This is a genomic window from Chryseobacterium sp. CS2K3, assembly GCF_059515185.1.
Window position 1 is genome coordinate 169,021 of the sequence record NZ_JCAKRW010000001.1, and the last position, 24,732, is coordinate 193,752.

Below are 24,732 nucleotides of genomic sequence, written 5' to 3' on the forward strand. Positions count from 1 at the left end.
CCCGTATAATTTTTAGTTGAACAGATACCACACAATCCCGATATTCAATCTGAAATCATATACCGGATAATGCGGAAATGCATATGCTTTGTTATTGGAAATAATGGTTCCTATCTGCTGTCCTTCTATGAAAAAGAACATTTTTTTAACCTTCATATTAATATATAAATCGGCAATAGGCTGTCCACCGATGGAAAACGCTTTTGAGTCCGGAAGAAGGTATTCGTTAAGAATTGGAGAATAATCTCTTGAACCAAATTTCGAGAAATAATATATTTTTACCCCAGCCTGAATCTCTGCTGCTTTTTTAAATGCTAGCGTCTGATAGAAAAGGTTTACTCTTCCGATAAAGCCAGGCATAGGCAATAGCTCTTTATTCGTTAATGCATTCTGGAAGTGCAGTCTTGTGTTTAAATGAAATTTGCCATAGCTGAATGTGGCGTCACCTCCTATCTGAGAGATATTTAATGAACTTTCGCTTTGTTTTGGTGCTGCATTGCTGTCAAAATAAGTGTAGTTATCTATTCTGAAATAGTTGGCGAAAAGTTCTGTTTTAAACCATTTCAGATTTATGCTTCCGCCAAGTTCCATTACGGATTGATTTTTTGCATCTTCAAGATAGTAATTGAATTTGTTGTAAACAGAAGTATTCAATAGATAATTGAATGAAGGATAAGCGCTCTGGAAGTTTACTTTTGCATTCACAAAATAATCTTTTATCGGCTCGAACTTTAGATTATTAGTTGTTTTAAGGTAGCTTTTAAATTGGCTTCCGTTTGAGAATTCTAAAAATGAATTCAATTGAACCTTGTCCCAAAGTTTAACTTGTAAGTTTCCAACAGCACCAATTCTGTTTTCTTTAAGTTCTTCCGGAAAAGGAACTCCGTTTAATGCAACGACATCTCTTATTCCCAGTTTAATAGACTGATAACGAACTCCGGCATCCAACTTGAATTTTTCATTGTTAAAAACCAAGCTTAAAGTATTGCTGAAGTTGCTTGAATATTTTTTTGTTGTTAAAGGAAAACCATCGACTAATTCTATCGGATCTTTATACCAATATCCTTCCAATACTCCTTGGTTATAATAATATTTATTCCCTTGGTGAGAAATAGTATGTCTTATACTGAAAGGAAATTTCTCTGAATTGAAAGGTGTAAACTGATGACTTAAATAATATCTTCTGTAGGCAAACTGCGAGCTGCTTGACTCTAAATTGACCTGGGCATTTTGTCTGTTTTTATAATCACTGCTGCCTGATTGAAATAGATCATCCTCTGCAATACCGCCATTTTCCTGATTATTTACATTTTGGTGAATATAGTGTGCAAAAAGTTCATAGTTTCCACTTTTTGATGTATAGTGTCCTGAGAATATTGTATTGTTATTCGCAGACAAAGCATTTCTGTAAAGTCCTTGCGAACGAAGTCCCATATATTCCAGTGCAAAATTGAATCTTTTACCAATATTTTGAGTGTAGGTAGACCTTAAGGCAGCTCCGTTTCTCATAGCATTGTGATAGACAAATGCGGCTGTCGGAGTTTTCACATCATAATATTTCACATCATTTGCACCCAGAATCATATAAGATTTATTGGAAGGTAATAATGATAAGTTTTGCTCAGCATTCATTTCAAATACTAAAGGATTAAATCCTGATCCGATATTTGCCGGCTGTACTCTGCCAAAGTTATCTGTATTGTTATACTGTGAAAATATATAGGTTTTATCAAATGTCATCACGGTATCAAAAACTTTTTTTTCTGAGAATTGAGTCTGATACTGGTAATCGTTGATAGTAGGTTTGAAGATCTTTAAAGAGTCTTTTTTTCCTGAGTCTATGACAAGTGTATCCTCCGGTTTCTGCTGAGTTTTATTGTTATCTGTTGTACTAACAACCTGTGCTTGTGCAGCGAAGCCAAAGAAAGTAAGTATGAAAAGGATGTACTTCATTATTCATTATTGTACAGCAAAAATAAGAAATAATAGCAAATAAAAACCCCTGCTTTGAGCAGGGGTTGTGTATAATATGATTATTGTTGATTAATAACCATCATTTTGTTGAATACCTGGATTACCAGCAACTTCACTACTTGGGATAGGTAAAGTATATCTGTAATCACCATTCTCCAGATTGAATACATTCACAACATCGTCAGTTTCATTTCTATCCATTTTTACACCAGCTTTAACAGCTAATCTCTTCAAATCGATATATCTGTGCCCTTCAAAACAAAGTTCAATTCTTCTTTCTGCTAAAATATCCTTATAAGCAGCCATTGAATTAGCATATACAGGCGCAGTAGCTGTTCCTGAGAAAGATCTTGCTTCTCTAATCTTCTTAATATTGTTTGCAGCACCAGTAAGATTACCTTCGTGAACAGCAACTTCGCTCAAAATGAAATACATTTCTGATAAACGAACTGCTTTAAGATCATTTCTAGTATTCGATCCTGTTTTACCCGGATATTTATCAACGATTAGAATATCTACCATTGGATTATCTGTCTCATAATCAGGATTAGGATCAGAACTAGGATCAATAAATGCATATTTCCTAACATCATCATTTAAACCTGTTAAGATATTATACAAATTACGTCCTACAAACCACCATGGAGTACCATCTGCATTAGATCCATTAAGATTATATTGAGCTCCAATATTTAATCCATTAGTACCAGTAGCTTGTCTGCCAAGAGAGAAAATCATTTCACCTCTAACATCTTTATCATCCCATAAATTTCTATAAGGATTGAAAGAATTTGATGTTGCATAGAATGCAGTAATCCAAGCCGAGGTACCAATTGCAGGTGGTATAGCAGGAGGAGTTACCACAGGTTGACTAGGAGTAGCTAAAGTTAATGGGAATTTACCTGGGCTAGCATCAATTACAGCTTGAGCATCAATTTTTGCTTGAGCATAATTACCTCTATATAAGTTAAATCTAGCACTAATAGCATTAACAAAGCTTTTACCTACATAATATCGGCTATTGTCAGATGATGCATCGAAAGTGTTTCTCGCAAATAATAGATCACTTTCCATAAGTGCATATATCTCGCTATTCTTAACTCTAGGTTTCTGAACAAAAGTACCTTCAACCTTGTTATTTAAGATAACCCCTAAAGCGTTGGAATCTTCCATATTAGGAGAAAAGTAAGTTTCTAGTTCAAGATAGCAAAACGCTCTAATTGCTCTAGCCTGAGCAAGAATTTTATTATAATTAGCTGTTTCAGTAGCTCCGTTTGGAGTAATTCTACTTGCTCCTTCTAATAATCTGTTAATTCTATCAATTGTTCTGTAATGCGCTAACCAAATAGCCTCAGGATATGAACCAACTCCACCACTCACAATAAGACGGTGCAATTGGAATTCTTGTCCACCACTACCATCACCTGGTTTTACTTCATCTGTAAGTACCGAAGTTAAATAAACCTCATTACCAGTTTCTAATGTTCCATATACACTTCCTATAAGGAAAGCCTGCATAGCATCCACTGTTGCAAATGCTTGTGAGTCATCTAATTGACCAGGCTGAATAGCATCAATTGCATCACTACAGCTGTTAAGTAAAGGCAACGCAGTTAAAGATCCTGCTACGAATAATAACTTTATTATATTTCTTTTCATTTTTTTAATTTTAGAATTCTACGTTGAAACCTACAGAGAATGTTTTAGGATTTGGATAAACACTTAATGAATAATCAGTAACCGGTTCTGGATCTAAACCTCTCCAGCTGCTCCAAGTTACAAGATTTTCACCCTGAACAAAGATTTTCAATGAATTAATTGGTAAATTAGATAAGCTTGATTTAGGGAAAGAATAACCTAATGAAATAGTCTTCAATCTAATAAAATCAGTTTTGTAAAGATATCTATCTGAACTTCCATCTGCACCAGTATTATTAGCTAAAATGGAAGGTAATTCACCATTTTTGTTGTTTGGAGTCCAAGAATTTAACAAATCTGCACTTACGTTTTGATCACGTAATGAATTTGGATCAACTAACCAAGTGTATAGGTTATCAAATTGCCAGCCACCTGCTTGCCATGAGAATAACACATCTGCAAATATCCCTTTATATGAAGTATTTAAACCAAATCCTCCCTGATATTTTGGATAATAAGACTTTCCGGTTAAAACTCTGTCGCTATCATTAGGTGTTTCAGTAATATTTCCATTTTTATCAAGGAACTGCATTTCTCCAGTTTCATGATTCACACCCGCATAACGAACTAAATTCCATTGGAATGCCAAAGAACCTGCCGCGTTTACATTATCTTCAGGTGAATATCCATATGGTAATTCAAGAATCCTGTTTTTGTTGAAAGATCCATTAGCAAAAACTGAGAATTTGAAATCATTTCTATTGAAAATATTGTATCTAAGATTACCTTCGATACCGTTATTTCTCATTTTACCATTATTACCATCAATAGTATATCTACCTACTGCACCTGCTGATACATTTAACTTATTAAATAAGTTATCTGTTGTTTTAATGTAATAATCAAAATTACCTTCAAGTTTTCTATTAAATAAAACAAAATCCACCCCTGCGTTAAACATCTTCTGAGTCTCCCAACGCACATCTGGATTCTCAAGAATAGTCATAGACAATCCTTGTTGATTAAGATAAGCAGTGGAAGTCTGGTAAACATTTCTATATAATGTTGTAGTATTTGGGTTTACAAGTGGATTAACGTTATTTGCAATAATTCCCAAGTTTTGGTTACCCTGAGTACCATAAGAAGATCTTAATTTCAACATATCAAACGGAGAACCTTCCATGAAAGCTTCCTTATCAATATTCCATCTTCCGGACACTGCCCAGAAAGTTTGCCATCTGTTATCTTTTGAGAATCTATAAGAACCATCTCTTCTCACCATTGCAGTAAAACCGTATTTACTCGCATAATCATAGTCTGCAGTTGCAAAATAAGCTAAAGCTCCAGCATTAACAGCCTGTGCTTGAACTACGGGAACATATAAGGTAGGAGTTGTAGTACTATAAGGTACATAACCAGTTCCTGAACCCAATTTCCACGTCAATGCATTCAATCCATTTTGCTGATACTGTTTAGTTCTGTAATGCGCTTTAATATAATCCAAATAAGCACCAACTTCTAAAGTATGCTCACCCCAAGATTTATTAAAAGTTAAATTTGTGATACTGTTGATATTGAAGTCTTTTGAATTATTTAAAACCTCTAGACCTCCATATGGATCATTACCAGCCTTAGCAACTAATGCTAAATATCCATATGGTGCTCTAGCAAAAGCTCTATCTTGTTCTTTAAAATCAACACCTGTTTTGTGTCCTACTGTTAAATAATCAGTTAATTTGTATGCAAAATTTACGTTTGCTAAAATACTTGTTTCAGTATATTCGTTTTGAATACCTCCATTGATGATATCCTGAGTTACCCATGGAATTCTGTCACTATACTTATTTCCTATAGCTTTATACATATCAGACCCTTTAGTATAAGGATTTGGATCTAGATTAGGTCGAGCTAAAATTGAACTGAATAAAGGGTTTTGAAGAGGATTTGCTCTTAAGTTAGTGACGTTAGTTTCCTGATCTAACTGATGTCTCTTAGAATATCCAACAGCAACCTGAGTTCCATATGTAAATCTACCATCATTTGATTTACCGTTAATATTATTTCTGAATGTAAATCTTTTGAAATCAGTCGATTTAACAATACCAGTCATATCATAATAACCGATTGAAGAATAAACAGATACGTTTTTACCTCCAAAATTCAACCCAAGATTATGCTGTTGCGTCATACCTGTTTGAAAATATTGTTTTTTCCAATCAGTGTTAGGAGCATTAGCAATTTGTTCTTCAGTAAAATTCTTACCTAAGTACTCATTTTGTAATGTCATCAACTGTCTTGAATTAACCAAATTATAGTCATGATTTGGATAAGTAGAGAAACCAATAGTAGAGCCAAATGAAAGTTTCATTCCACTATTAAAGGAACCTGTCTTTGTCGTAATTACAACAACTCCATTTGCAGCTCTGTTACCATAAATAGAAGTAGCTGCAGCATCTCTTAAAACAGAGATTGAAGCAATATCTTCAGGATTAAGGTTTCTAAACTGGGTTCCGTTTGTACTCATACCATCAATAACATATAACGGATCCATTGTAGAGTTTAGTGATCCAATCCCTCTTACTCTAACATCAATTCTACCTGATCCTGGTGACCCTGAACTTGAGTTAATAGTAATACCAGGAGCAGCACCTTGTAGTGAGTTTAGGAAAGACGCATTTGGACGATCCTCCAGTACTTTTTCAGATATAGTAGTAGACGCTGCAGTTGATTTTGCTTTTGTAGCAGTCTTACTATATCCTAATACAACAACCTCATCGATTTGTTTTACTTTAGATGTAGTATCTTTCTTAGTCGTTTGCGCAAAAGCCACTTGTCCTAAAAAAAACAGAGCTCCAGCGCTTAGTACACGTAGTTTAACATTCATATTAACAAATTTTAATATATTTTAATCGCAAATATGTTAATAAATATTAACACTTGCAAATTTTTTACTTACACCTGTATCAATCACATTTATAATGCACTAAGCTAAATTAGCACTTCATGAAAAAATTCACAATAATCATCTATTTTAACTCATTAAATTTTAATCCAACCAATAAAAAAAGACTTATTTAACATTTACAAATCAATTAATAAAATTTTATTTATATTCAATCTAAATTACAAACATCTTTTTAAAAGTGAAAAAATAATGTGATATCAAAAAAAAAGCAAAGAAAAAAACACTTAAAATACCAGATTTTGCACTTTAACACGAATAACCTTCAATTAAAAAAGAAAATAACACATGTATTTATAATAATATATTTATACATTTGAAAATAAATTAATAAATCATATTACAATGAAAAAAATTATCACATCCACATTTTTACTGCTAAGCATTTTTTGCTTTTCACAACAAAGCATTGTTTCTCAAAATCAACAGATATCAAGCAACCAAGGTATTTATTACACACTCCAATCTTCTTCTGGAAAAACCCTAACCTATGATGACATTTTAGGCACACCTTATCCAGATAAAAACTTCATGAAAGCAAAGGTTTCCGGAACTTCTGATCAGCAAACTTCTGTAAGATACAATAGTTATAATGACGAAATTGAATTCAAAAAAGATGATAAGGTTTTAGCTCTTCCTAAAAGTTCAGAATATGGACGAATAGAAGTTATTTCACCTAAGCAAACCCTTGTATTATTGGATACGGCAGATGAATTAAGTGGATATTTTTACGAGCTTGTTAGTGGAAAAAACAGTCTATATAAAAAGATTAAAACAAGATTTATAGATTTTGTCCCTGCTCCTAATGGCTATTCAAGTGATAAACCTGCAAATTTCAAAACCCTTGATCCCGTATATTACATCAAAACAGAAAAAGGCTTCATTAAGCAACCTAAAAACCAGAAAGAAATTCTAGAGCAATTTCCAGACAAAAAAGATGCTTTAACAGCATTCTTCAAGTCTAATAAGATTAAGTTTGACAAAGATGAAGATTTAACTAAACTGGTTATCTTCCTTAATCAGAATTAAGACTGTTTTATCCTTTAAAATAAAAAAATCCACCTCAATGAGGTGGATTTTTAATAAATATATCTGAGTGATTATTTCAGCTTTTTCTTAACAGCTACTTCTTCGTAAACTTCAAGGATATCTCCGATTTCAATATCATTGTAACCTTTTAAGTTCAGACCACATTCGTAACCTTTCGTTACTTCCTTCACATCGTCTTTGAAACGCTTTAAGCTTTCAAGCTCTCCGTCAAACTTCACGATACCATCTCTCAATAGACGTACTTTTGACTGTCTTGTCACTTTTCCGGTAAGAACCATACATCCGGCAATTGAACCAACTTTAGAAATCTTGAATACCTCTCGGATTTCTACGTTACCAATTACCTGCTCCTGAATCTCAGGAGAAAGCATTCCTTCCATCGCTTCTTTTACTTCATCGATAGCTTTATAGATTACAGAATATGTTCTGATTTCAATTTCCTCACGGTCTGCAAGTTCTTTTGCATTAGCACCCGCTCTCACATTAAATCCAATGATAATTGCATCTGATGCTGCTGCTAAGTTGATATCAGATTCGGTGATCTGTCCTACTCCTGAGTGAAGGATTTTCACGCTGATTTCTTCTGTTGATAATCTTTGTAACTGATCAGAAAGTGCTTCAACAGAACCATCTACGTCACCTTTAAGGATAATATTCAATTCTTTGAATTCTCCTAAAGCAATACGTCTACCCAATTCTTCAAGGGTTGTATGTTTTTTCGTTCTGATAGAAAGTTCTCTCTGAAGTTGTTCTCTCTTATTTGCAATAGCTTTACCTTCACTTTCGTCGGTATAAACTCGGAATTTATCACCTGCTGTAGGCGCACCGTCTAACCCTAAGATTGTTGCAGGAATTGAAGGACCTGCTTCTGCAAGATTCTTCCCTCTTTCATCAAGTAAAGCTTTTACTTTACCGTGGTTTTTACCTGCTACTACATAATCTCCAACTTTTAAAGTACCGGTTTGTACTAGCATCGTTGCAACATAACCTCTACCTTTATCTAAAGATGCTTCAATAACAACTCCATTAGCTGAACGATCCGGATTCGCTTTTAACTCAAGCATTTCTGCCTGTAATAAAACTTTCTCCAATAATACGTCTACATTATTACCAAATTTAGCAGAGATTTCCTGCGCCTGAACGTTTCCACCCCATTCTTCAACTAAAACCGGAGGGTTTAATCCTGAAAGCTGCTGACGGATATTATCTGGGTTTGCATTTGGTTTATCAACTTTGTTGATAGCAATAATCATTGGTACCCCTGCAGCTTGAGCGTGAGCAATAGCTTCTTTTGTTTGTGGCATCACATCATCATCGGCAGCAATTACAATAATTGCGATATCCGTGATCTGAGCACCTCTAGCTCTCATCGCTGTAAAGGCTTCGTGACCTGGCGTATCTAAGAATGTAATTCTCTGACCATTTTCCAGCTTCACGTTATAAGCACCAATGTGCTGGGTAATACCTCCGGATTCACCTGCGATTACGTTAGTTTTTCTAACGTAGTCCAATAATGAAGTTTTTCCGTGGTCAACGTGTCCCATTACAGTAACTACCGGAGCTCTTGACACTAAACTTTCCTCAGTATCTACTTCATCTTCTGAATCTGCATCTTCAAGATCTGCATCAGAGAACTCAATTTTATATCCGAATTCGTCTGCTACTAGTAATAGAGTATCCGCTTCTAATCTTTGGTTCATGGTAACCATTACCCCAAGTGAGAAACAAGCAGAGATTACTTCTGTTGGAGATACATTCATTAAGCTGGCTAATTCACCTACTGTGATGAATTCTGTCACTTTCAGCGTTCTGTCTTGTGCTTCAAGCTCCTGCTGACGCTCATCCTGCTCTCTACGGAAAGTTCTCTTATCTTTTCTGTGTTTTGCAGATTTAGATTTACCTCCTTTATTGGTAAGTTTTTCTAAGGTTTCCTTGATCTGGTTTTTAACTTGTTCGTCAGTTAATTCAACTGGCATAACTCTTTGACCAGGTCTGTTGTTTTGTCCACCTTTCTTAAATCCTCCGCCTTGACCGCCTGGACGGTTTCCGCCTTGGTTATTTCCGAAACGGTTTCCACCTTGACCTCCTTGACCTTGTGGACGGTTTCCTTGTCCACCTTGACCTTGGCGATTTCCACCTTGTCCACCATTATTATTGTGTGGACGGTTTCCTTGACCTCCTTGGTTATTATTTCCAGAGTTTTGATTATTACCTCCTTGACCTTGGTTATTCTGACCACCAGGTTTTTCAATTCTCTTTCTTTTCTTTTTTGCTCCGGCACCTGGCTTTGGTGCAAATTGAGTTAAGTCAATCTTTTCACCAACGATCTTAGGACCGTCAAGTTTCTGATAAACTGTTTCAATTTTTTGTGGTTCCTGAGATTCTGGTTCAGCCTCAGCTTTTGGAGTCTCTACTTTTTTCTCTTCTACCACTACAGGTTTTGGAGTTTCTTTTACGGGTTCCACTGGTTTTACTTCTTCTTTTTTCTCCTCCATTTTTGGTTTGTCTTTTTTTACAGGTCTATTTCTAGATTCTATCTGAGACAAATCAATTTTATCTAAAACCTTAAATTCCTGCTTTTCTGGAACTGCTTTCACTTCCGGTTCTTCTTTCACGATTTCTTCTTTCTTTTCTTCAACCGGTGTTACTACAGGAGCAGCAGGGGTTTCTTCCACTTCAGGTTTAGTAGGTTCTAAATCTATTTTACCTAAAATTTTAGTTTCTGGTTTATTTGCTTTAGCTCTTATCACTTCAGGGGTTTTCTTTTCTTCAATTTCCAGTTTTTCTTCCGGAACTTTAGTGATCACCACCTCATGGGAAGCCTTTCGTTGTTCGCCATCTTTAGCAAACTCAGCCTCCAATGCAGAATATGCCGATTCTTCCAATTGAGCGTTAGGATTGCTTTCAACCTCGAATCCTCTAGACTGTAAAAATTCTACTAATCTGGACATCGAAATATTGAATTCCTTAACCGCTTTATTTAATCTAATTTTTGGCATCTATATTATTTACTGTTTTTTAATTTTTAAAATTAAAGTATTTCTTTTTTACTGTTTATTAAAATTTATTTTTAAAATCTTAATCTTCAAATTCTTCTCTCAGAATACGTTTAACCTCTTCGATTGTTTCTTCTTCAAGGTCTACCATATTTAAAAGACTCTCAGTTTCTTTATCCAATACTGATTTTGCAGTTGTAAGTCCTACTTTCTTAAACTCATCCAAAATCCACTGCTCGATATCGTCATTAAATTCTCTCAATTCAACATCGTCATCCTCGCTGGACTCTCTGTATACATCAATCTCATATCCTGACAACCAAGAAGCCAGTCTGATATTCTGTCCTTGTTTTCCAATTACTTTAGAAATCTCTTCAACAGGAGTATATACTAACGCATAGTTAGCATCTTCGTTGATGTCAATTTTATTGATGGTAACATTTCCTAAAGCTCTCTTTACCAAAATTTCAGGGTTTTTAGACCACTGAATAACATCGATGTTTTCATTTCTCAACTCTCTTACAACCCCATGAATTCTGGATCCTTTTACCCCAACACAAGCTCCTACAGGATCAATTCTGTCATCATAAGCATCTACTGCAATCTTCGCCTTTTCACCAGGAATTCTTACTACTTTCTTCAAGATAATTGTTCCATCCTGGATCTCAGGAATTTCCAGCTCTAGTAACTTCTCTAGGAACTTAGGTGCAGTTCTGGAAATAATAATCTGTGGTTTTGAACCTTTAAAATCTACTGTTTCAACAATAGCTCTGATATTCTCACCCTTTTTAAAGAAATCGGATGGGATCTGGTTTTCTTTCGGTAAAATAAATTCATTTCCTTCATCATCCAACAAAATCACATGCTTGTGACGGATATGATGAATTTCTCCTACTACAATTTCACCGATCTTATCTCTAAACTGTTCATACAGCATAGCATTATTGTGCTCCTGAAGTTTTGTAGCCAGGATTTGCTTAAGGGTAAGAATATTTCTTCTTCCCAATTGTGCAACAGGAATTTCCATTGTAAAGTCTTCACCCACTTCGAAGGTAGGATCAATCTTCTTAGCTTCAGAAATTTCAATTTCCAAATCATCATCTTCAGACATTTCGTCCTCTACAATTGTTTTATTTAAAAATATCTGAAAATCTCCTTTATCCGGGTTTACAATTACATCAAAATGATCATCTGAATCGAATCTTTTTCTCAAAAGTGTCTTCAGTGAATCTTCAATAATTGCCATAAGATCAATTTTACTGATCCCCTTTTCGTCTTTAAAATCACCAAAGGATTCAATCAACGCTATATTATCCATCTATTCTTTTTTCTTTTTTAAAATTTAATTACTACTAATGCTTTTTTGATCTCAGAGTAAGGAATTTCCTTTTCCTCCTCCACATCTACCTTTCCTTTTCCGATATCCTTCGGTTTGCGGTAACGTAAGATAAGTGTGATCTTATCTTCATCTGCCTTTGACAGCTCTCCTTCAATTTTAGAAGAATCCTCCAGCATTACTTCAATCTCTCTTCCCAAGTTCTTGTTAAACTGTCTTGGAGTAGATAACGGCTCACTTAATCCTGCAGACATTACCTGAAGGCTGAAATCATGTTCTTCACGATCCATATTGAATTCTATAGCACGGCTTGCATCAAGGCAATCCTGCAAAGAAACTCCATTATCACCATCTAAAATCACTGTAATATCATCCCCTGCAGAGATCTTAAGATCAATAAGAAACAGATCTTTTCTGGTCTCAAGGAATTCATTTAATAATTCTTCAATTCTTTTTCTAAACTCCATAAATTTTTATCTTGATTTACCAGTACGAAAAAAGGCTTTCTTCCGAAGCCTTCCCATTTTTTCCGTAAATCCAATGCAAATATACACTTTTTTTATAAAAATGCAAAATTATCTTATTATCAGACAAATAGCACAACTCCCATTTACAATAAATTAAAGAACCGGATGAAAGTATTTTTATTATTTTTGTCTTTGAATTTTAAAAACAAACATTTTGAATATAACGATTGTAGGAACAGGTTATGTAGGACTGGTTACAGGAACTACTCTTGCAGAACTTGGCAATTCAGTATACTGTGTTGATATTGATGAAAAAAAAGTAGAAGGTATGAAAAACGGCGTAGTTCCCATCTATGAGCCGAACCTTGAAGAAATGTTCCTAAGAAACATTCAGTCTGAAAGATTATTTTTCACTACAAATCTCAAAGAGGCTTTGGACAAAAGTGAAGTTATCTATTTAGCGCTTCCTACTCCTCCGGGAGAAGATGGATCTGCTGACCTTTCTTATGTACTAAAGGTAGCAAATGACATCGGTGAAATGATGACTGAATATAAAGTTGTTGTCAATAAAAGTACGGTACCCGTAGGTACCGCTGACAAAGTAAGAGAAACCATTTCTGCTAAAACAAAGATTCCCTTTGACGTAGTTTCAAACCCTGAATTTTTACGAGAAGGCTTTGCTGTTGAAGACTCGATGAATCCCTCAAGAGTCGTAGTAGGCGCAAGTTCTGAAAAAGCAAAAGATATTATGGCTAAAATTTACCAGCCATTTACCAATACAGGAATTCCGATTATTTTCATGGATGAAAAGTCATCGGAACTTACAAAATATGCTGCCAATTCATTTTTAGCTGTAAAAATCACTTTCATGAATGAGATTGCCAATTACTGCGAGAAAGTAGGTGCAGATGTAGACAAAGTAAGACTTGGAATGGGAAGTGATGACAGAATCGGGCATAGATTTTTATTCCCGGGGATCGGATATGGAGGAAGCTGTTTTCCAAAGGATGTAAAAGCACTGATTAAATCCGGTAAACAAGAAGATTTTAATTTCCAGATTCTTGAAGCTACAGAACAAGTAAATATAACTCAAAAGGTAATCCTTGTTTCTGAGATTGAAAAATACTTTGACGGAAACCTTGCAGGAAAGAAAATTGCATTGTGGGGACTTGCCTTTAAAGCGAATACAGATGACATCAGAGAAGCTTCTTCTTTGGATAATATTTCTCTTTTATTAAAAAAGGGCGCAAAAATTGTAGCATATGACACCGTTGCAGAAAAAAATGTTCAAAAAATCCTTGGTGACAGTATACAATACGCAAAGGGAATGTATGATGCATTAGAAGATGCAGATGCCTTACTGATTGCAACAGAGTGGCCGGAATTCAAAAACCCTAATTTTGAGCTAATGGCTAAGAAAATGAAAAATAAGGTTATTTTTGACGGAAGAAATATGTATCCTCTGGAAATTCCAGAACAAAACGGGTTTTATTATAAAAGTATAGGTAGAAAGACAATTACAAAATAAATAAATGAAAAATATTATCATTACAGGAGGTGCTGGATTTATCGGATCCCATGTTGTAAGAGAATTTGTAAAAAACAATCCCGAGAGTATGATCATCAATCTTGATGCGCTTACTTATGCCGGAAATCTGGAAAATTTAAAGGATATCGAAAATGAAACTAACTACGTTTTCGAAAAAGCGGATATTACAAAACCTGAAGAACTAAGAAAGGTTTTTGAAAAATACAATCCTGATGCAGTGGTACATTTAGCTGCAGAAAGCCATGTTGACAGAAGTATTACTGATCCAATGGCATTTATCAATACCAATGTAAACGGAACAGCAAATCTACTTAATCTTTGTAAAGAGTTCTGGACATTAAATCCGGATCATACTCATGGCAGATTTCCTGATGAGAAAAGAACAAACTTATTCTACCACGTTTCTACAGATGAAGTATATGGTAGCTTAGGCGAAACAGGTTTTTTTCTTGAAACAACATCTTACGATCCTCAATCTCCATATTCAGCATCCAAAGCTGCATCCGACCATTTGGTGAGATCATATGGAAATACTTACGGGATGCCATTCATTGTTTCAAACTGTTCAAACAACTATGGACCGAACCATTTTCCAGAGAAATTAATTCCTCTTTGTATTTCAAATATTATCAACGAGAAACCTTTACCAATTTATGGTGATGGAAAATATACCAGAGACTGGCTATTCGTAATTGATCACGCAAGAGCTATTCATCAAATTTTTAACGAAGCAAAAACCGGAGAAACTTATAATATCGGAGGCTTTAATGAATGGCAGAATATTGATCTGGTTAAAGAGCTTATAAAACAGATGGATGCTAAACTAGGCAAACCAGAAGGTTATTCTGAAAAACTAATCACATTTGTAAAAGACAGACCTGGTCACGATAAGCGTTATGCTATTGATGCCACAAAACTAAATAAAGATCTAGGCTGGAAGCCTTCTGTAACTTTTGAAGAAGGGTTAGGAAAAACAATTGACTGGTATCTTGAGAATAAAGAATGGTTAGAAAACGTAACCAGTGGAGATTATCAGAAATATTACGAAAAACAATATAACTAATCAGATTATGAAGCATATTTTTCTATTGCTTTTTATAATTGCATCTTCTTTAGCCAGCGCACAGCCAATCCCACCGCCTCCGGCTATGTCTAATTCATCTCAACGAAAACTAATTGATGAATTTATAGAAGTTTCACATTATAAAGAGGCATTGATCAATTATGCAAAAGAATATTTAGAGCTTAAAATGTTTGATTACTCGGTAGATCCTCCTAAAGAATTACTGACAAAAGAACAGGCTAGCTCAATCATCAGAAAATTCAATTTTGATGATTTTAAAATTTCATTATACAGTTCATTCTCTTTTATATCAGAAAACAATTTAAAAGAATTGATCAGGTTCCATGAAAGTATAAACGGTAAGTTATCCAAAAATAACTCTGCACTTTTAATGACACCGAATATAGATTTGAATATTAAGAATCAAATGGACTATGCCATAGAAAATACCAAATAATAAAAGATGAAAGGAATAATATTAGCCGGAGGATCCGGAACAAGACTTTACCCTCTAACAATTGCCGTAAGCAAGCAGCTAATGCCTGTTTACGACAAACCAATGATATACTACCCGCTTTCAACGTTACTTTTAGCGGGAATTAAGGATATCCTGATTATTACAACACCACACGATCAAGCAGGTTTCATTAAGCTTTTGGGCGATGGTTCACAGATTGGCTGTAATATAGAATATGTAATACAGCCTAGCCCAGACGGATTAGCGCAGGCTTTTATATTAGGAGATCAATTTATTGGAAATGATCCTGCAGCACTTGTATTAGGTGATAATATTTTTTATGGCTCCGAAATGGGTACTTTATTAAAAAACAAAACCAATCCAGATGGAGGAGTTGTTTTTGCTTATCACGTTGCTGATCCTGAAAGATATGGTGTGGTAGAATTTGATGACAATTTAAAAGCTATTTCTATTGAAGAAAAGCCTTTAAAACCAAAATCAAATTATGCAGTTCCAGGACTTTATTTCTATGACAATGATGTAGTAGAAATAGCTAAAAACATTCAGCCGTCAGCCAGAGGAGAGCTCGAAATCACAGATGTCAATAATGTTTATCTGAAAAACGGGAAACTGGAAGTAGGTGTTCTTGACAGAGGCACAGCATGGCTAGACACAGGAACATTTGATTCCCTCAATGATGCATCAGAATTTGTGAGTGTTATTGAAAAAAGGCAAGGCTTCAAAATCGGATGTATTGAAGAAATTGCTTTCCGCAATAAATTCATTAATGAAGAAAAGCTATTGGAAACCGCTGTTAAATATGGTAAAAGCGGATATGGGGAGTATTTGAAGCAACTCGTTAGAAAATAACAATATAATTTATAAAAACTATAGACTATTGGCTTTATAGCCAATAGTTTTTTTGTCATAACAACAAATATCAATATATTAGTTGTGATTTTTAGTTTTATGTAAACAATAATTTACAAACTGAAAAACATGGTAAGAATTAATTATTATAAATTTGCAAAAACTTACACAAATGAATGAACCACAGCAAAAGTGGACAGAAACAATTGAATCCAATCATTCTTTATTTGACCTAAAACTAAAAGAAGTATGGAAATATAAAGACTTAATTTACATGTTTGTAAAAAGAGACTTCATATCCAGTTTTAAACAAACTATTTTAGGACCGATCTGGTTTTTTATTAATCCTATTTTCACTACTATAACCTATTTAATCATTTTTGGCAGATTTGCAAAGCTTCCGACAGATGGTGCCCCAGGTGTATTATTTTATCTTGCAGGGGTAACATTATGGAATTACTTTTCCGGTGCATTGCTTGGTACATCAGCTACATTCACCGGAAATTCCAATATTTTTGGGAAAGTATACTTTCCAAGACTGGTAACTCCTATTTCAATTGTGATTTCAAATCTCATGCGCTTGAGTGTACAATTTATTTTATTCCTCATTGTTTGGGCATATTATTTATTTAATAATGAGATTACTCCCAACTGGTGGATTCTTACTACACCATTTCTTTTAGTACTGATGGCTTTATTTGCTTTAGGTGTAGGAATGATCTTTTCAGCACTTACTACAAAATATAAAGATTTGAGCATGCTATTAGTTTTTGGTATAACATTATATATGTATGCTACACCCGTAATTTATCCTGTATCTATGCTGCCAGGATATTTCAAAAAACTCGCTAGTTTCAATCCATTAACTGGTATTTTTGAATGTTTTAAATATGGCTGGCTAGGGGTAGGAGATTTTTCTCCAACAATGTTAATAGCCAGTAGTATTATTATTTTGATTCTTCTTGCCGTAGGAGTCGTTACTTTTAATAAAGTTGAAAAAACATTTATGGATACGGTATAGACTATATTTTAGAGATAAAAAGCCCTGAATAAAAATTAAAAATACTATAACATGCTAGCTTTAAAAGCAGAAAATATATCAAAACAATATCGACTGGGAGAAGTGGGAACAGGAACTTTATCTCATGACCTAAATAGGTTTTGGCATAAAGTAAGAGGTAAAGAAGACCCTTATTTGAAAATAGGTGAGGCTAATGACAGAACTTCCAAAGGAGACTCAGATTATGTTTGGTCTCTACGAGATATCAACTTTGAAATAGCACAAGGCGATGCTGTAGGAATAATCGGAAGAAACGGTGCCGGTAAATCTACTCTACTAAAACTTTTAAGTAAAGTAACTAAGCCTACAACCGGAAAAATCTACACAAATGGAAGAATTGCCTCACTATTGGAAGTAGGTACAGGATTTCATCCTGAAATGACAGGAAGAGAAAATGTATTTCTTAATGGTGCTATCCTGGGAATGACAAGAAAAGAAATCAAACGTAAATTTGATGAAATTGTAGATTTTTCAGGTGTTGAAAGGTATATAGATACCCCAGTAAAAAGATATTCCTCAGGTATGTATGTTCGACTTGCTTTTGCCGTTGCCGCTCACCTAGAATCTGAAATTTTGATTGTAGATGAAGTACTGGCTGTAGGAGACGCAGAATTTCAAAAGAAATGCTTAGGAAAAATGGGGGATGTCACCAAAGGAGAAGGCAGAACAATTCTTTTTGTAAGTCACAATATGACAGCTATAAAAGAACTCTGCCAAAGTGGAATTTTGCTTAATCAGGGAGAGCTAATATATTCAGGAAATATTACAAATACTATTATTGAATATCAAAAAAATTCTGAAAGACAAAATAGTTATATTCATGAAGGTTCACTAGAAACAGCTATTGGAAATGAAAATATCAGAATTTTAGAATTCTCTGCAACTCCTGCCAAAGGAGATTTTTTAGATATTAAATCCGGAGTAAAAATTCGATTGAGATTTTATAACTTTAAAGAAAACATTAATCTAGACACTACCTTTGAATTAAGAACTTACGAAGAGTCTGTTGTTTTTCATACAGGTGCTTTAATTACTAGAAATAACGATTCTCAAAAAAGAGAATATGAGCTAGAATTTGAAATTCCTTCCGACCTATTAAATACAGGGAATTATTATTTTAAACTTATTTTTGGGCAAGATCAAAAAATACCTTTGTTTATAGTTAATGAAATCATAGGTTTCGAAATTGAAAATGTTAAATTAGGTACAAACATAAGTGTTCTTCCTGGTATTATTAGACCTGAATTTAATTATAAAATAAAATAACTCAGCATCAATTAAAACCTAATAAGCAAATATCAATTTATCACAAATATGTAATTACCTTAGGATTTACAGAAAACCAACACTTATTTATTAAACCTGACAACGAATTTGGAAAAAAAAGAAATACATATCAACGCAGAAGCATTGTTAGATTCTAATCGACAATATTTTGAATCGTGTATTTCTATTGCCCAAAAGTTATTTGAGGAAAAACTTTTTGAAGACTGTATAAATTATATTGAAAAGACAGCATCTTTTGGATGGTTCAATTTTTCAGGCTATTATAAAAGCAAGGATTTGGAATCTTTATTATTACAAATCCAGAAAAATATCCTACCTAGGCTTCCTCATTCAAAAAAGCGAGGAAAAACCAATAAAGTATTACATATTTGTTCAGAAATTTATACGTCAGGAGGACATTCTAAACTAATATATAGCTGGATTAATCATGACAGCTCAAGAAAACATACAATTCTTAGCACACGTCTTTCTGTTACAGAAATAAGAAATATAAGTGAATTCTACCTCTCCAGCATAGAGGATTTAGAGCACCTCAGCGTTAAATCTACTTCAAAAATACAATCTGCAAGATTACTAAACCAAATTCCTTTAAATGAATATGATGTAATATTACTTCATATTCATCCTGATGAGACTCTTACTAACATTGTTTTATCTCAAGAAGAAATTACCACTCCTGTTTGCTTCATTAATCATGCTGATCATGTTTTTTGGCTGGGAGCTTCCATTGCAGATATCGTTCTACAAATTAGAGAATCAAATATATCAGTTGATGTAAAGAGACGTGGAATTCCAGAGAAAAGACAATTTTTCCTCCCAATCCCTGTAGAGAATATAATCAGCACTAATGAAGAAAACAAAAAAGATAACTCACTATTTACAAACATTTTAAGCACCGGGAGTGCTTATAAATATAACCCTAACAAAAAATATAATTTCCTTAGAGAAGCTTATAAAACAGTAGAAGAAAATCCTGAGGTCATTTTTAATATTGTAGGTATCAGTGCAGACAGTGAATATGCAAAACAATACAGCCATGAGAGGATTATTTACCACGGAATAATATCTGCCAGAGAATTATCTGATCTTGAGAAAAAAACAAATATTTATATTGAGGGATTTCCAATGGCTTCATTTACAGCACTTTTACAGTCGGCACTTCGTAAAATACCTTTTGTACTTCATTATGATCCATTGCCTTTATTTAAACTTTTTAGTGAAAGTAAAGAAGATGCTATAATATATCCAAGCAGCTTATTGGAATGGCATAGAGAACTAAATAATCTGATTCGTGATACAAAATACAGAGATGAAATAGCCCAAAAACAATATGAATATATTTTAAATAATTTTAGTATCGAAGTTTGGAAGAAGCGTAAAACAGAATTATACAACAAACTAAATTTACAAAGTCATAAATATTGGCACCAGACTTCGGACCAGTTCTGTGATGGTGATAATGAAAAACTACTTATAACTATTGATAAACGTCACTTTCATCATTATAAGTTTACAGAAAATATGTCACTAAAAGGAAAATATTTAGTTTACAAAGCATCTGAATTCAAAAATGTAAATATTAGTTATTTTGGCAAAAAAAAATTATTAAAATATTTCTTGAATAGATAATGGTTATAGTCGCAAATATTAATAGGAGTAATAATTTTGATATTCTTCGCCTATTATTCGCTAGTTTGATATCCCCACATCCTTGAATATAGATCGTGGCAGCTAATTGAATGTAAAATGTTAACATATAAAAACATCATAAAATAATGTTACAGAATTCTCCAAATAAACTTGCAATAATAATCCCATACTACAAGATAGATTTTTTTGAAGAATCTATACAATCTGTTGCAGCACAAACCAATAAAAATTTCACTTTATACATTGGAAATGATGCAAGTTCTACAGATCCTCTTGACATTATTGAAAAATATTTTAAAGAAGGAGAATACAATTATTTTCACTATTCTGATAATATGGGTGGTAAAAACCCTGCTCTACAATGGGATAGAATTTTAGAAAATGTAAAGGAAGAATGGTTTCAGATTTTGGGAGATGATGATACTATTTCCAGCAATTTTGTAGAAGAATTCCACAAAAGTATATCAAGCGTAGAATCCAAAAAAATATCTACAATTAAATTCTCCCACCATCTTATAGATGAACAAAATAATATTTTGAGATCTATTACTATTGACCAAACAATTATTCCTTCCACCGAAGTTTTTAAAATGAAATACAAAGGAATTATTGCAAGCAGTTTGTCTGAAAATATATTTTCTTTAGCCGCTTTTAAAAAATACAGATTTGAAAAAATTCCTTTTGCATGGGGAACAGATGATCTTGCGTTATTAACTTTTTCAGAATTCAACGATATTTACTATATCTCAAAAGCTTATGTAAATGTAAGGATTTCAACATCCAGTATTTCTGGCAATCTCTCTTTACAAAATAAAAAAGACAGAGCCTATAACAGCATGCGGGAAATAGTTTTAAATCGTTATTCCAAATATTTTGATAAAAGCTTTTTAATCAGAATGTTGAACGACTATCTTAGCTTCTGTGACAAAAACATGATTTCCCCGAAGCTAAATCTGTTCAAGATACTTCTTTTAAGAGGCTATCCTAATAGATTTATTACAATGAGCAGGTATATTAAAAAGATCAATAAAAACATAAAACAATGATTACTAAACGGAGAATTCAATTACATCTGGATTTTTTGTATCTCAGATTCCTGATGAAATTTGACAAAACGGTTGTTAATCAAATTAATGCCCCCAAGAAAATCCCTGTCATAATCATTAATTTTAATCAATTATTTTTTTTAAAAAAACTGGTTGATTTTTTACTGAAAAGAGAATTCAAAAATATTGTTATCATAGATAATGCTTCCACTTATCCTCCTTTATTAAAATATTATGAAGAAAATAAAGATCTCATAAAAATTGAAAAGCTAAGTGTAAATCATGGTCATGATGTCTTTTTTAAAAATAAAAATTTACAAAAAAAATACGCCAAAGGATTTTATTTTCTTACAGATGCAGATATAGTCCCCAATGAGGATCTACCAGATGATTTTCCTTCCGTCATGCTTAATATCTTATGGAAATACTATAAGAAAATTAATAAAATAGGATTTGCAATAGATACTAAATCTATTCCGGATTATTATCCATTGAAACAGAAAGTACAAGCTTGGGAAAAAAGGTTTTGGGAAAATGAACTTGAAAAAGATTTGTTTTTTGCAAATATTGACACAACTTTTGCATTATATAAGCCTAAATATCCAAAAACATTGTTTAATTTATTTAATTTCATGACTGCCATAAGAATGGCTGGCTCTTACACATGTCAGCATGGCGGCTGGTATATTGATCCCAATAATCTGACAGAAGAGAATCTGTTTTATATAGAGACCGCAAATAAATCTTCTTCCTGGAAGATCAACAAGGAAGGTCAACATACATCTCAGGAATATGATTCATTCATATAAAAAGAAAAATAATGCTATCCATTATAATTTCATCATATCAACAAGACTATTACGCCCAACTCGTTAAAAATATTAATGAGACCATAGGCGATGATTTTAACTATGAAATTATTCAAATATGGAATCCTAATATAATGAGCATTACAAAAGCTTATAATGTAGGTGCTGAAAAAAGCCAATACCCAAACCTTCTGTTTCTTCATGAAGATATTATTTTTCATACCCAAAACTGGGGAGAAAAGCTTTTAAGTCATCTAAATAAAGAAAATACAGGAATTATTGGAATAGCTGGTTCTTCTTATGTTCCGACAGCTCCTTCAAGCTGGACTGTGGCAACCAAATATAATTTTGTCAATATTTTACAGGGAAACAAACAAAATAAAGACTACACACACCTTCATTCCATGATAGGAAATATAGTGACCGTGTTAGCTGTAGATGGTGTTTTTCTGGCTATAAAAAAAGAAAAATATATCCAGATCAGATTTGATGAAAACCTGAAGGGGTTTCACGGATATGATCTGGATTTTAGCCTGAGAACTTCACAAAAATTTCAAAATTATATTATATATGATATTCTCATTCAGCACTTTTCCGGGGGTAATCTGAGCAAAGACTGGTTTGACACAAACGTAGCTATTAAGTTAAAATTAGGATCAAATTTTAATTCATATACAGATTCTGAAGTTGAAAAAAATGTATTTAACAGCTTCCTTTATCGTTATTTCACATATTATCTGATTGATTGGAAAAACATTATGTTTACCTTGAAGTTTTATCCAAAAAAACTTAAAATCAAAGATCACTTAGAAATAATAAAAAAGTATTTTAGTTATATAAGGCATGCTGGAGGTATCAATAAAAAAACCAATTTAACACAAGGGAAATAACAAGATAATATGATTATAGGAAACGGGCTTATTGCTAATTCATTAAAAAGTATTGATTCAAAGAAGTATGTATTCTTTGCTTCCGGTGTTTCAAATTCCCTTGAGACCAGAGATTCTGAATTTGAAAGAGAATGTACCCTTTTAAAAGATACTTTAGAGAATAACCGCGAAGGAAAATTGATATACTTTTCCACACTCAGCATAAAAGACCAGTCCAAACAAAACAGCCCTTATGTTTTGCATAAACTCGCAATGGAAGAGTTTATTAAAAATAATTCAGAAAATTACCTTATCCTGAGAATTGGTAATATTATAGGGAAAGGTGGAAACCCCAATACACTTTTTAATTATCTGAAAAACCAGATTATCAATAACAATCAGTTTATTGTACACAGCAAAGCCAGACGATTGTTAATCGACATGGATGATATTACTAAGTTTTTAAAACTAAATGGTCACAGCCTTGACAATCGTATTGTAAACTGCTCTTTTCCTTACTATTATGATTTAAAAGAAATCATTTCTGCTATTGAAAAAGAAACTCGTCAAAAAGGAATATATTCAGAAACCAATGAAGGAGATTTCTATAAAGTGGATTTTGATGATCATATTACAGAATTTTTCTCAGCAATAGATCCGAAAGATTATTTGGAAACGTTAACTCAAAAGTATATTTAAAATGGTTGTTTACGTTATTATTGTCACTTATAATGCCATGAAATGGGCAGAAAGATGTTTTACAAGTCTTAGAAATTCCTCTGTTCCTGTAAAATGTATCACTATTGATAATGGCTCTACAGATGGTACACAAGAATATATAAAAACACATTTTCCGGAAGTTGATTTTATTCAATCTCCGGACAATTCTGGTTTTGGGAAAGCCAATAACATCGGAATTGAAAAAGCTTATAAAGAAGGAGCAGATTTCTTTTATCTGATGAATCAGGATGCATGGATCTTTCCGGATAGTATCCAACAACTGCTGAATGTATATAATGCTTATCCAGACAACAATCAGATAGGCATTCTAAGCCCGATGCACCTTGACGGAAGTGAAAAGAAATTTGATCTCCATTTTGAAGATTACCTTGCAAAAGATCTTAGACACAACAGAATGCTTTCGGATATTTATTTCGGAGAAGCAAAGGCATACTATGAAATAGGTTTTGTGAATGCGGCACATTGGGTTATTCCAAGAGGAATTATTGAGAAAGTAGGAGGCTTTAATCCTTATTTTTTCCATGGAGCTGAAGATTATGAGTATGTAAACCGCATTACTTATTTTGGATTTAAAACAGTAGTTTGTACTCAAAGCAAAGTTGTTCACGACACAGTACAATCTTTTTATAAAAAAGAGCCGAAAAACAGGGAAGAGCTGTTAAAAAACAAAAGACTTTCCATGATCATGCAACGGGAAACAAAATATCTTGATCCCAATTATCCTTTTGATACTAAAAAAGAAAAAAACGCGCTTCTTACCTTTGCCCTGAAGATGGGAGCCAAAGGAAATATAAGTGAATATAAGTTCTACAAGGAACAATATCAATATTTTTCTAAAAAATTCAAAGAGATAGAAACCGCAAGGAACACGTCTATGACGGCACAACATCCTTTCCTGAATCTTTAAG

General features: G+C 33.4%; 19 protein-coding genes. 12 read left to right on the top strand and 7 right to left on the bottom strand.

Annotation, left to right across the window (positions count from 1 at the left end):
• Positions 1-12: 12 nt before the first annotated feature.
• The 3 genes from AC5YGG_RS00830 to AC5YGG_RS00840 form a co-directional block, all read right to left on the bottom strand.
• Positions 13-1,953, bottom strand: coding sequence for a putative porin (locus tag AC5YGG_RS00830; protein WP_496142525.1), 1,941 nt, complete (start codon positions 1,951-1,953; stop codon positions 13-15).
• Between the two features lie 90 nt (positions 1,954-2,043).
• Positions 2,044-3,633 (bottom strand): RagB/SusD family nutrient uptake outer membrane protein, encoded by a 1,590-nt coding sequence (locus AC5YGG_RS00835; RefSeq protein WP_496142526.1) that lies wholly within the window; start codon positions 3,631-3,633, stop codon positions 2,044-2,046.
• Positions 3,634-3,643: 10 nt separating this feature from the next.
• A complete protein-coding gene (locus AC5YGG_RS00840) occupies positions 3,644-6,496 on the bottom strand; it encodes a SusC/RagA family TonB-linked outer membrane protein (protein WP_496142527.1) in 2,853 nt (950 codons plus the stop codon).
• A 423-nt stretch (positions 6,497-6,919) separates the two neighbouring features.
• Here AC5YGG_RS00840 and AC5YGG_RS00845 point away from each other — a divergent pair, with 423 nt between their 5' ends.
• Entirely contained in the window at positions 6,920-7,603 is a 684-nt protein-coding gene (locus AC5YGG_RS00845; protein WP_496142528.1) for a hypothetical protein, read from the top strand.
• A 71-nt stretch (positions 7,604-7,674) separates the two neighbouring features.
• Here AC5YGG_RS00845 and infB read toward each other — a convergent pair whose 3' ends face one another.
• The 3 genes from infB to rimP form a co-directional block, all read right to left on the bottom strand.
• Positions 7,675-10,623, bottom strand: a complete 2,949-nt coding sequence (gene infB, locus AC5YGG_RS00850; protein WP_496142529.1) for a translation initiation factor IF-2 — start codon at positions 10,621-10,623, stop codon at positions 7,675-7,677.
• 79 nt (positions 10,624-10,702) lie between these two features.
• Complete coding sequence (nusA, locus tag AC5YGG_RS00855; RefSeq protein ID WP_209919471.1) at positions 10,703-11,938, bottom strand: transcription termination factor NusA; 1,236 nt, start codon at positions 11,936-11,938, stop codon at positions 10,703-10,705.
• A 17-nt stretch (positions 11,939-11,955) separates the two neighbouring features.
• A complete protein-coding gene (gene rimP / locus AC5YGG_RS00860) occupies positions 11,956-12,423 on the bottom strand; it encodes a ribosome assembly cofactor RimP (RefSeq protein ID WP_496142530.1) in 468 nt (155 codons plus the stop codon).
• Positions 12,424-12,637: 214 nt separating this feature from the next.
• On the opposite strand from rimP, the gene AC5YGG_RS00865 reads away from it, so the two are divergent.
• The 6 genes from AC5YGG_RS00865 (at position 12,638) to AC5YGG_RS00890 (ending at position 18,688) form a co-directional block, all read left to right on the top strand.
• A complete protein-coding gene (locus AC5YGG_RS00865) occupies positions 12,638-13,951 on the top strand; it encodes a UDP-glucose dehydrogenase family protein (protein WP_496142531.1) in 1,314 nt (437 codons plus the stop codon).
• 4 nt (positions 13,952-13,955) lie between these two features.
• Positions 13,956-15,035 (top strand): dTDP-glucose 4,6-dehydratase, encoded by a 1,080-nt coding sequence (rfbB, locus tag AC5YGG_RS00870; protein WP_496142532.1) that lies wholly within the window; start codon positions 13,956-13,958, stop codon positions 15,033-15,035.
• 7 nt (positions 15,036-15,042) lie between these two features.
• Positions 15,043-15,492 (top strand): hypothetical protein, encoded by a 450-nt coding sequence (locus AC5YGG_RS00875; protein ID WP_496142533.1) that lies wholly within the window; start codon positions 15,043-15,045, stop codon positions 15,490-15,492.
• Between the two features lie 6 nt (positions 15,493-15,498).
• On the top strand, positions 15,499-16,362 hold the full coding sequence (rfbA, locus tag AC5YGG_RS00880) for a glucose-1-phosphate thymidylyltransferase RfbA (protein WP_496142534.1): 864 nt from the start codon (positions 15,499-15,501) through the stop codon (positions 16,360-16,362).
• 172 nt (positions 16,363-16,534) lie between these two features.
• Positions 16,535-17,383 (top strand): ABC transporter permease, encoded by an 849-nt coding sequence (locus tag AC5YGG_RS00885; protein WP_496142535.1) that lies wholly within the window; start codon positions 16,535-16,537, stop codon positions 17,381-17,383.
• Between the two features lie 51 nt (positions 17,384-17,434).
• Positions 17,435-18,688: an ABC transporter ATP-binding protein gene (locus tag AC5YGG_RS00890; RefSeq protein WP_496142536.1), complete on the top strand. Its 1,254-nt coding sequence runs from the start codon at positions 17,435-17,437 to the stop codon at positions 18,686-18,688.
• A gap of 83 nt (positions 18,689-18,771) precedes the next feature.
• Here AC5YGG_RS00890 and AC5YGG_RS00895 read toward each other — a convergent pair whose 3' ends face one another.
• Positions 18,772-18,918: a hypothetical protein gene (locus AC5YGG_RS00895; protein ID WP_496142983.1), complete on the bottom strand. Its 147-nt coding sequence runs from the start codon at positions 18,916-18,918 to the stop codon at positions 18,772-18,774.
• A 1,566-nt stretch (positions 18,919-20,484) separates the two neighbouring features.
• Between AC5YGG_RS00895 and AC5YGG_RS00900 the strand changes: the two genes are divergently transcribed.
• The 5 genes from AC5YGG_RS00900 to AC5YGG_RS00920 are packed head-to-tail and all read left to right on the top strand — an operon-like array spanning position 20,485 to position 24,731.
• The gene (locus AC5YGG_RS00900) at positions 20,485-21,405 is read left to right on the top strand and encodes a glycosyltransferase family A protein (protein ID WP_496142537.1); all 921 of its coding nucleotides are present in this window, start codon (positions 20,485-20,487) and stop codon (positions 21,403-21,405) included.
• The gene (locus AC5YGG_RS00905) at positions 21,402-22,214 is read left to right on the top strand and encodes a glycosyltransferase family protein (protein ID WP_496142538.1); all 813 of its coding nucleotides are present in this window, start codon (positions 21,402-21,404) and stop codon (positions 22,212-22,214) included. The genes AC5YGG_RS00900 and AC5YGG_RS00905 overlap by 4 nt, the downstream gene beginning before the upstream one ends.
• An 11-nt stretch (positions 22,215-22,225) precedes the next feature.
• On the top strand, positions 22,226-23,104 hold the full coding sequence (locus AC5YGG_RS00910) for a glycosyltransferase (RefSeq protein WP_496142539.1): 879 nt from the start codon (positions 22,226-22,228) through the stop codon (positions 23,102-23,104).
• 9 nt (positions 23,105-23,113) lie between these two features.
• The gene (locus AC5YGG_RS00915; protein ID WP_496142540.1) at positions 23,114-23,782 is read left to right on the top strand and encodes an NAD-dependent epimerase/dehydratase family protein; all 669 of its coding nucleotides are present in this window, start codon (positions 23,114-23,116) and stop codon (positions 23,780-23,782) included.
• A gap of 1 nt (position 23,783) precedes the next feature.
• The gene (locus tag AC5YGG_RS00920; RefSeq protein WP_496142541.1) at positions 23,784-24,731 is read left to right on the top strand and encodes a glycosyltransferase family 2 protein; all 948 of its coding nucleotides are present in this window, start codon (positions 23,784-23,786) and stop codon (positions 24,729-24,731) included.
• Position 24,732: the final 1 nt, after the last annotated feature.